The 9121-nt window shown below is 67.7% G+C and carries 7 protein-coding genes and 1 pseudogene; 4 read left to right on the top strand and 4 right to left on the bottom strand.

The genetic code is table 11. The features are described 5' to 3' along the window. A pseudogene (locus tag FOZ70_RS02400) lies at positions 1-399 on the top strand (NmrA family transcriptional regulator); the annotation flags it as partial. An 80-nt stretch (positions 400-479) separates the two neighbouring features. Then, a complete protein-coding gene (locus FOZ70_RS02395; protein WP_042973922.1) occupies positions 480-1517 on the top strand; it encodes a LysR family transcriptional regulator in 1038 nt (345 codons plus the stop codon). Between the two features lie 179 nt (positions 1518-1696). Here the strand turns inward: FOZ70_RS02395 and FOZ70_RS02390 are convergent, their stop codons facing one another. Beyond that, a complete protein-coding gene (locus FOZ70_RS02390) occupies positions 1697-3001 on the bottom strand; it encodes a HipA domain-containing protein (RefSeq protein WP_059485808.1) in 1305 nt (434 codons plus the stop codon). Continuing rightward, on the bottom strand, positions 2991-3275 hold the full coding sequence (locus FOZ70_RS02385) for a helix-turn-helix domain-containing protein (RefSeq protein ID WP_021158233.1): 285 nt from the start codon (positions 3273-3275) through the stop codon (positions 2991-2993). The genes FOZ70_RS02390 and FOZ70_RS02385 overlap by 11 nt, the downstream gene beginning before the upstream one ends. Positions 3276-3574: 299 nt before the next feature. On the opposite strand from FOZ70_RS02385, the gene FOZ70_RS02380 reads away from it, so the two are divergent. Both FOZ70_RS02380 and FOZ70_RS02375 read left to right on the top strand, forming a co-directional pair. Next, positions 3575-4816 carry a DKNYY domain-containing protein gene (locus tag FOZ70_RS02380; RefSeq protein ID WP_059485807.1) on the top strand — a complete coding sequence of 414 codons (1242 nt, stop codon included), beginning with the start codon at positions 3575-3577 and terminating at the stop codon, positions 4814-4816. Positions 4817-5071: 255 nt separating this feature from the next. After that, a complete protein-coding gene (locus FOZ70_RS02375; RefSeq protein WP_048027008.1) occupies positions 5072-6289 on the top strand; it encodes an acyl-CoA dehydrogenase family protein in 1218 nt (405 codons plus the stop codon). Between the two features lie 55 nt (positions 6290-6344). Here the strand turns inward: FOZ70_RS02375 and FOZ70_RS02370 are convergent, their stop codons facing one another. After that, a complete protein-coding gene (locus FOZ70_RS02370; RefSeq protein ID WP_059648580.1) occupies positions 6345-7532 on the bottom strand; it encodes an LLM class flavin-dependent oxidoreductase in 1188 nt (395 codons plus the stop codon). A 309-nt stretch (positions 7533-7841) separates the two neighbouring features. Further along, positions 7842-9026, bottom strand: coding sequence for a porin (locus tag FOZ70_RS02365; protein WP_021158238.1), 1185 nt, complete (start codon positions 9024-9026; stop codon positions 7842-7844). Positions 9027-9121 lie beyond the last annotated feature (95 nt).

Here is a 9121-nt window from a genome sequence, read left to right as displayed (position 1 = left end):
CAGGCGATCGAGGCGGCCGGCGTGCCGTACACGATCGTGCGTGCCACGCAATTCATGGAGTTCATCGGCGGCATTGCGGATTTCGGCACGGAAGACGGGACCGTGCGCATCGGCGATGGACTGTTTCAGCCGATTGCCGCGGAAGACGTCGCGGCGCTGCTCGCGCAGATCGCGCTGGCCGGGCCGCTGAACGGCACGGTCGAGATCGCGGGCCCGGATCGCGCACCGTTCGCGGAGATCGTCGCGCGTTACCTGAAGTCGGTCGGCGACACGCGTGCGGTGGTGACCGATCGCGATGCCCGTTATTACGGCGGCCGTGTCGAGGAACGATCGCTCGTGCCGCTCGGGGCAGCGCGACTCGGCAGCATCGGCCTGGACCGGTGGCTCGCGAGAAGCTGATTCGCGTGTCGAAGGTGGGGGCGCAGGCGTACGCCTGCGACGGGCAGTCGGGATGGGCGGGATGTCTGGGGGCAGCGGAAATGAATCGATCGGATACGTCGGAGCACGGCGTTCGTCGCGACTTGCCTGGGCGCGCCGACGCGTTGTCGGCCAGCTTCGGTGCAAGCTACGCGGGCATCCTTGCGTTCGTCGCGGTGGCGAGCGAGGGGAGCTTCACCAAGGCCGCCGAACGTCTCGGCGTCGGCCGGCCGGCCGTGAGCCGCAACGTCCAGAAGCTGGAGGCGCAGTTGAGCACGCGGCTGTTCCAGCGGACCACGCGCATGACGGAACTGACCTGCGAAGGCCAGCGATTCTTCGAGAACTGCCGCCAGGGCGTGGCGCAGATCGTCGAAGCGATGAACGACATGCTGGAACTGCGGGAGGGGCCGCCGCGCGGCCTCATCCGGATCAGCTCGGCGGTGGGCTTCGGCCGGAAGATCGTTGCGCCGCTGCTGGAAACGTTTGCGAAAGCCTACCCCGACATCGTCATCGATCTGCTGCTCGACGACCGGCCGGTCGATCTGGTATCCGAACGAATCGACGTGTCGTTCCGCAATGGACGCATCGAGGATTCGAGCATCATCGCCCGGCAACTGATTCCGATGCAGATGGCGCTCTGCGCGTCGCCGTCGTATGTGGCCAGGCACGGCCTTCCGCAGAGTCTGGAGGATCTGGGACGGCACGAGTGCATCAACTTTCGTTTCGCCAGCGGCCGCATCTTCGAATGGGAGTTCAACGTCGACGGCCGCGTGCAGAAATACCTGCCGAAGTCGCGGCTGACGTTCAACGACGCGGACCTGGTGCTGCGTGCGGTCCTGAACGGGTCGGGCATCGCGCAGATGGCGGGTTACCAGATCCGCGACCATATCGCTTCGAGCGAACTCGTCGTCGCGCTGGCGAAGCATGTGCCGGAAGATCGCGGCCACTATATCTGCTATCTCAGCCGGCAACATCTTCCGACGCGCATTCGTATCTTCGTCGACTTCATGACCGAGCAGATACGCGCACTCGACCTGAACTGCATGACCCGGTTCAATCCGGATGTCGCGGTTGCGCCGCCGGCCGGGCTCGCGGCGTGACGAGCCGGTGAAGCGCATCCACCACGGGCCGGGGCCGGTTCGTCAGGCATCGGCCGCGGTGAGCGGACGGCACGCCAGAAGCGTTCATGTCACGAACGGGACGATTGCGACGTCGCGGTTGTCGCGCAGGGAAACGAGGAATCGGGCGCGCGACCGGCGCGAAACCCGCGCGCGGCCGCTTACCCGCGCCCCTGCCGCAGCGCGCGGCCCATCTCCGCGATCGGCATCGAGACGATCGAGTTCAGCAGGCGCATTTCCCCGGCGTCGGGGCGCGCGACCTCGCGCACTTCGTCGAGCGTCTGCGCGACGCTGCGATCGAGCGGTTCGAGAAAGCGCAGCAGCTCGTTTTCTGCTGCCTTGTCCCTGAGCCCGAGTGCGTTGCCGAACGCGACCAGCGCACCCAGGTCGATGTCGGCGAAGCGCGTCGCCGCGCCGAGCGGCATCGTCAGTTCGCAGTGCGGCCAATGATCGCCGCGATGATCGGGCCGGTGCGTGGGCGTGTGATAGACGACCGTGCTGACGATGTCGTAGAACGGCGCGAGCCGGTAGCCGCGCGCGTCGACGAAGAACGACAGGTTCTTCAGGTGCGCGTCGCCGTTGCCGACCACCACGTTGAAGATCGTCCAGCGGAACACCGACAGGCGCGCCAGCGCGCGCGTGCTGGTCTGCCCGATCGCGCGGCCGAGTTCTTCCGCATTCGCGCGCTGGTACTTGAAGCCGCGATCGTAGTTCAGCAACTGCATCGCATCGATCGTATGCAGGCGGGCGGCCGGCTCCGATGCGGTATCGCGGTCGAAACGGTCGATCACGTAGCACGCGGACGGCGCGCGCAGAAAGTGCACGTCGGGCACGTCGAGGCCCATCCGCTTCGCGAGCTTCATGCAGAAGAACTCGTTGATCGCCGAATGCGGATAGCCGGCGGCGCGCATGTCCGGTTTCAGCAGATGCATCGACGGTTCGCTGCCGACCGGCTCGAACAGCGTGTAGTCGGGCGCGCCGCCGCGCAGGATCAGCAACAGCTTCTGCTGCGCGCCGGCCGCCGACATGCGCTTGGGCGCGGTGGCCGTCAGCGCGCGCTCGGGCATCGCCTGGATGCGGCGTTCGAGTTCGTCGAGCGGGAGCGGCTGCATGCTGCCGGCCGCTTCCTGCTCGCCTTGCGCGAGCAGGGTGAGCGCGCCGGCCGATTCGCGCCCGAAGTACGCGAGCAGGCCCCACGCGTCGGCGGCGTCGACCCTGGCCTCGCGCGCAAGCGACGTGCGCATGCCTTCTTCCGGCAGCAGGTTGTCGAAGAACCACTGGACCGGGCGATCGGTCGAGGTGTCGGTGAAGGTGCCGGCGCGCAGCGGGAAAGCGGGGGACAGCGGGTACGCGCGTGGCGATGCCAGCCACTGTGCGTCGTACGTGAACGACCAGACGCCTTTGTCGTCGGTCAGCGCGCCCATGCGCAACCCGTTCGCGGAGGCGATCAGCGTTCTACTCGCCATGGCGGCTCCTGCGGCGTTGCGCGGCCTTCAGCACGTTTGCCGCCGAAATCTCGATGGACGACTGCGCGAGCAGGGTGATGCCCAGTTCGCCGAGCAGCAGCAGGATCTTGCCGACCTGCGCGGTGGGTTTCCCGGCCTCCACCTGGCTGATGAATTTCGGCGAAAGCCCCGTGGCGTTCGCGAGTTCGTCCCGCGTGAATCCTTGCTGGAGCCGTGCCGCGCGGATGAGGTTGGCGAGTGCGCCGATCGTGCCGACGGGCAGGATCTCGTGCATGACGTCCTCCGTGCTTCGTATCTGATCGGGAACAGTATTGCACAACTCGTTGGCGCAGGCATCCATTCGTATCCGAGCGGAAACGAATTGGTCGTGCCGGCAACGGAATATCCATTTCGTTCCCGATCGGGAACCAGATGCGCTGAAATGACGATCGCCGACATGTTCGTATCCGGGCGGATACGCGATGGATCGACGGAATGTCCCGAAGAAGGCCGGGGCAGCGCACGTCGCCATGGTTAGAATGACCGCCGCACGTCCGTTCATTCCGTGGCCCGTCACCGGGTCGACACGCGCCCATGACCTTGCAAGAACTCGAAAAACTGATGCGAAGCCTGTTCGAGGATGAGAGCCTCGACATCGTCGCCGACACCGGCTACAGCCTTTCCTTCGTCGTGCCCGGCAAAGTCCGGGACGTCAAGGCCGCGCTGCTCGCGCGCACCGACCCGGCCGGATGGGACGGCGAGGCGATCCACTGGTTCTACCGGTGCGACGACGAGGACTGGGCGCTGTACCTGCGCTCGGTTCCGCATTCGGTGTACTGCATCGCGACCGTGCAGTCGCTGCATGCGCTCCACATGCAGAAGTACGAGGATGCGGCGCGGGTCACGCCGGAGCAGCAGGCCATCTACGACGCCGAGGAGGCACAGCGCCGTGAGGAGGCGGAAGCGCGGCGGCGGCGCGACACGCGCAACGAGCCGCTTGCCCCGCTCGGCGGGCCGTTCCACAGCGATGGCGAACGCGTCTGGGCCCGCACCGGCAGCGGGCATCAGTATCGCGCGCTCAACAACTTCGATCTGGGCAGCTTCCGGCACCTGGTCGACCACTTTGCCGTCGATGCGTCGGGGTTGCGCTACTACGCGGGCGGCGCCGCGTTCAGCTACGACGATGCAGGCGAAGGGCTCGTTGCCGACGGCGATGCCGCCACGCTGGAACCCCTGGGCGGCGGCTGGTATCGCGATGCACGGCAGGCTTACCACGTCGAGCGCGACATCCACGATCCCGATCGCGGCCCGTGCCACCTGACCGTCGTCAAGGCCGACGTGGCCAGCCTGACGCATATCGGCGGCGCATACGCGCGGGATGCGAAACACCTGTTCTGCGCCGGCGTGCGCAAGCGCGGCATCGACGATCCGGCCGGCGTGGTGAGCCTCGGCTACCGGTATGCCCGGCTCGGTGCGCAGATCCTTTACGACGGCAAGATCGTGACGAAGCCGGGGCGCGTCGACGTCGAGACCGCGCGCGGCGTCTTTCACGACATGCTGATCGACGCCGATGGTCACGTGCTGTGGGGGAAGAACTACCGCAAGCCGTTGCCGGGGATCGACGCCCGAAGCCTGCGCTTTCTTAACTGGGCCTTTGCGGTCGACGACCAGCGCGTGTACTACCGCACCAATACGAACCTGGCCGTGTGCGAGGGCGTCGACCGTGCGAGCGTGGAGGTGGTGCCGCCGATCCGCATCCGCGACAAGCACGGGCTGATCGACATCCGGTATCCGGAGGGCATCGTGCGCGTACCCGACCCGTCGACGGAATCGTGACCGTCGCGATCGGCCGGGTTCGGGGTCGCCACGCGCGACCACGCCGCGCCGGGGTATCGCGCGATGGCGCGATGATGCATTGGTGCAATGGCGCGCGACCATTCCCTGCACACGCATAACAAAAGCTGAAATCGGCTTTTCACGCACACCGGGGGCGTCCCTATACTTTGCGGTGCCGTACGTGCGCCGGTTCGCGGATGTCGCGATCGCACCGCGCAGCGGCATTCCCGAACTTCTCGTACAAGGAACCGCAGAATGACCGCCCGTGATGCCGTCGATCCGCGCGACGCGTTGCGCGACGCGCTCGCCGCACTGCCCGATCTCGCGAACGCGATCGGGCAGGATGCCGCGCAACGCGAGGCGCGCCGCGAATTGCCGTTCGACGGCTTCGCACTTTTCCGCCGCTCGGCGCTGGGCGTGCTGCGGATCCCGGTCGCGCGTGGCGGCCTCGGCGGCACGCTGGTCGATCTGTTCGACACGATCGCGACACTGGCCGCCGCCGATTCGAACCTCGCGCACGCGCTGCGGATCCACTACGACCAGACCGAGACGTTGCGGCTCTCGCCGCGCACGCCGTTCAACGACGTGCAGCTCGAGCGGGCACTGGCCGGCGCGATCTTCGGCGGTGCGTCGACCGAGCGCGGCACGTCGCGGCCGGGCGAGAACACCACCGTGCTGCGCCGGGACGGCGAGCACTATCGCGTGACGGGGCGCAAATACTATTCGACCGGCACGGCGTTCGCCGATTTCGCGCGCATCAACGTGGAGAACGAGCAGGGCGACGCGGTCGCCGTGATCATTCCCGTCGCGCGCGACGGCGTGCAGGTGCTCGACGACTGGGACGGCATGGGCCAGCGCATGACCGCGAGCGGCAGCCTCCTGCTCGACGACGTGCAGGTGTTCGCGGACGAAGTGGCCCCGCGCGACGGCTCGACGCTCGTCGGCCGCCATTGCGGCGCGCTGCGCCAGCTGCATCTCGTCGCGACGGGCGCGGGCATCGTGCGCAACGTGGTTGCCGATGCGCGTCGTTATGTGCTCGCGCACGGCCGCCCGGTGCTGCACAGCCCGGCGCCGACCGCGCGCGACGATCACTTCATCCAGCAGGTCGTCGGCGAGCTGTCCGCGCACAGTCACGCGATCGACGCGCTCGTGCGCGAAAACGCGCGGGCGCTCGACCGTTCCGCCGACGCGATCGAGGCCGGCGACGCCGATGCGGACGCACGCGTGCTCGACAGCGCGCTCGCAACCGCGCGTACGCAGCTCGTCGTCAGCAAGCTCGCGCTGCACGCGGCCGAGCGGCTGTTCGAAGTCGGCGGGGCATCGGCGACGGCGCGCGAACACAATCTCGACCGACACTGGCGCAACCTGCGCACGATCTTCAGCCACAACCCGCTGCTGCACAAGGCGCGCGTGATCGGCGACTACGACCTGAACGGCGTGACGACGCACCTCACCGAAGGCCGCGTGTTCTGACCACGCCGTGTCGAAACCGTGAGTGCCGCGGCGGGCGATGCGTCCGCCGCCCGCGTCAGCGCCGCAAGCCGGCGGCGCGCAGCAGCGGCAGCACGCGCTCGCCGAAGAAGTCGAGATCGGGCTTGAAATCGTAGAAGCTCAACTGGATGCCGTCGATGCCCGCGCGGTGCAGCCGCACGATGGTGTCCGCGACTTCCTCCGGCGAACCCGTGATCGAGATGTTGCCGCCGATCGCGCGCGCGTCGGCCTGCGCGCGCTGTTCGAAGCCGCCTCGCCACGCATGCGCGTCGCTGTCGAAACGGTGGAAGCTGCCTTCGTCCGCATGCGCGACGATCGCGTCGCGATACGCGCGCGCTTCGGCTGACGTTTCGCGGCAGATCACGAGCGGGTTGAGCAGCGTGCGGATCGTCCGGCCGCGCGCGGCGGCGGCCGCCTTCACGCGCGCGGTATGTGCGGGCAGGGCGTCGATCGCGCGTTCGGCGTCGGGGCCGGCCGGGCTCGTGACGAACACGATGTCCGAATAGCGCGCCGCGAACTCGATGCCCGCGTCGGAGCCGGTCGCGTTGATCAGCAATGGGCGGCCGTAGCGTGGTTTCGGCGTGACGAATGCGCCGCCCAGCCGCCAGCCCGACAGCGCGGGCGTGTAGCTGAAATTGTCCGGTTGCGCCCACAACTGCTGCACCGCGTCGACGAACTCGGCGGCCATCTCGTAGCGCCGGTCGTGCTCGATCCGGTTCCAGCCGAACATCTCGTGCTCGATGGCGCGATGACCGGTCACGACGTTGATGCCCCAGCGCCCGCGCGAGATGTGATCGAGTGTCGCGGTGAACTTCGCGAAATGCAGCGGATGCCACGGCCCGTACAGCACATGGCTCGTCGCGACCAGGATGATCCGCTCGGTGCGTGCGGTCAGCGCGGCCAGCGTCATGAACGAGTCGAGCGCGTGGCCGTCGAACACGCCGCCGTAACCGCCTTTCGGCAGCCATTGCGACAGCGCGAACACGAGATCGAAGCCGAGCGCTTCCGCGCGCGCGACCAGCTCGGCGTTGTAGTCGAACGTCCAGTCGGTCGTGCGCGGCAGTGTCGACGCGCTCCAGCCGCCGGCCTGGATCGGCAGGAACAGCCCGAGCATCAGCGGCTGCGCGAGCACGCGCGACACGGGGCTGTCGGGGAAATCCGCCGGCGAGCGGACGTCGACGAACGGTGACGTCGCGACCGGCGCGGCGACGGAGGGGGCGTTCATGATGGCTTCCTTGCGGGTTGGGCACGCACCGCACGGCAACGGCGGGGACGTGCGGCGGCGAATCGCCCGGGTGCGATGCCCGACGTGCCGGCGAGCCGACGCAGTGCCGCGCACCGGCTGCTGCGCGGCGCGCGGGGAGGGAGCCGGTCATCGTCGAACGCGTATCGCGCCTGCGGGCAGCACGCGGGAAACACACGGGAAACGCCCATTCTCGGCAACCGGGCACGGCGCGGCAAACAACGATTCCCGCTTTGCTTATCGCACCGCACCTCACCGCATCGCATCGCACCGCACCCGCTGCGCATGCCGTCAGAACTTCACGCGCAGCCCGCTGACGAGCGCGACCTGGCGGTTCGTCGACGACGCGCTGCCGATGTTCGAGATCGCCGCGATCCTGCGATAACCGCCCGCCGTCGCCGTGCTCGCATCGCCGGCCGCGAGCTGGTAGATGCCCGACACGTAGATATCGGTGCGCTTCGACAGCGCATAGTCGAACCCGAGCGTGAACTGGTGCCAGCGCGGCTTCAGCGTCTGGCCGCCGGTGCCCGGCAGGCCGCTCGCGCGCCCGTCGGTGAACGTATAGACGCCGATCAGCGTAGCCGCCGGCGTGATCTGGTAACGCGCGTTCACGTCGTAGTTGTTGAACTTGCGCGACGAGCCGTCGAGATAGTTGAGCTGCGTGTGGCTCCACGCGAAGCCGAGCGTCGCGCGGCCGAGCGCGTAGTTCGCGCCTGCCACGCCGATCTGCTGCTTGAGCACGCCGCCGTTCAGCCCGTAGAAGAACGCGCCGCTGTAGTCGTTGCCGGTGGTCGAGGTCGCGCCGCCCACCGCGCCGGTCGTATTCGACGTCGCATTCGGGTGATTGAGTCGCACGTAACCGCCGCCGACCGACAGCGGCCCGTTCACGTAGTTCGCCGACACGCCCCACGCATTGTTGTTCGAGAAGCCGGTGCCTGCGCCGCCGTTCGCCTGGTTGCTGAACGCATAGAGCAGGTCGGCCGTGAAGCCGGCGATCGTGTCGCTGCGGAACTTCACCGCGTTGTTCAGGCGGAAGCTCTGGTTCATGTTGTCGTTGTCGCCCACGTGCGTGGCCGGCGACCAGAAGCCGGACCCCGAGTACTGCGCGACGAGATCGGTGATCGGCTCGTACTGGCGGCCGAAGGTCAGCGTGCCGATGCCGGACTTGGCCAGGCCGACGTACGCGGAACGGCCGAACAGCCGGCCGCCCTGGCCGAGCCCGCCGTCGCTCGGCCGGAACCCGCTTTCGAGCGTGAAGACCGCCTGCAGGCCGCCACCGAGATCTTCGACGCCTTTCAGGCCCCAGCGGCTGCCGCTCAGCTTGCCGCTCGTCTGCTGGATGTTGCTCGCGCCGCCCTGGTTGTTCGTATAGGCGAAACCGGCATCGACGACGCCGTACAACGTGACCGAACTCTGCGCATGCGCGCTGACCGAACCGATCGAAACCAAACCCAGGACTACCGTTTTTTTGATCATGACTTTCCTCTGTTTTTTTGAGTACGACAGTGAGGAGCACGATGCTATTGACGCGGGTCGAACCGGCGAACGGCCGATCCGTGGTTTGTAAATCG

The organism is Burkholderia sp. COPS, assembly GCF_019425585.1.
Taxonomy (GTDB): Bacteria; Pseudomonadota; Gammaproteobacteria; order Burkholderiales; family Burkholderiaceae; genus Burkholderia; species Burkholderia cepacia.
Note: the sequence above shows the minus strand (reverse complement) of the source record. Positions and strands in the feature narration are given on the sequence as shown.